The organism is Corynebacterium callunae, assembly GCF_046592015.1.
GTDB lineage: Bacteria > Actinomycetota > Actinomycetes > Mycobacteriales > Mycobacteriaceae > Corynebacterium > Corynebacterium callunae_A.
This window is the reverse complement of record NZ_JAWVOB010000027.1, coordinates 1-588: the sequence shown is the minus strand read 5'-3', so window position 1 is coordinate 588 and position 588 is coordinate 1. Positions and strand designations below refer to the sequence as shown.

Below are 588 nucleotides of genomic sequence, written 5' to 3'. Positions count from 1 at the left end.
GGTACCTGACTGGCAGGCCAGTTCCTGGCGGGTAGATGAGACCTACATCCGAGTCGGGGGAAAGTGGTGCTACCTCTATCGGGCGATCACCGCTGGTGGACAGACCTTAGACTTCTACCTCTCACCAAAACGCAACGTAGCGGCAGCGAAGCGTTTCCTGGCGAAGACTCTGAGGTCGAACACGTCAGCCGGGTTCCCGCGGGTGATTAACACAGATAAAGCACCCTCCCTGTCCAAAGCGATCATCGAGCTCAAGGAGGAAGGTATCTGCCCTCAGACGGTGGAGCACCGTCAGGTGAAATACCTCAACAACATCCTGGAAGGCGACCATGGTCGGCTGAAGCGGATCCTCGGACCGAAGGGTGCATTTAAGAACTTCGACGTCTGCATATCGGACGTTGAAAGGGATGGAAGCGATGCACTCATTGCGGAAAGGGCAGGGCACGATGTTTGCCCTCACGGGCAACCGAATCCGGACGCGGCCATCGTTAGTCGGGCATTCGAGACTGCTTAAGCGCCCCGGAGCAAGTACAACTGATGTCCCGAGGCGGGGCTCTTCGACCCTGGCCTAACTTTGCAACAGCACCC

General features: G+C 57.7%; 1 pseudogene. It reads left to right on the top strand.

What is annotated here, in order from left to right:
• Positions 1–514, top strand: a pseudogene (locus tag SFC07_RS13240) (IS6 family transposase); the annotation flags it as partial.
• Positions 515–588 lie beyond the last annotated feature (74 nt).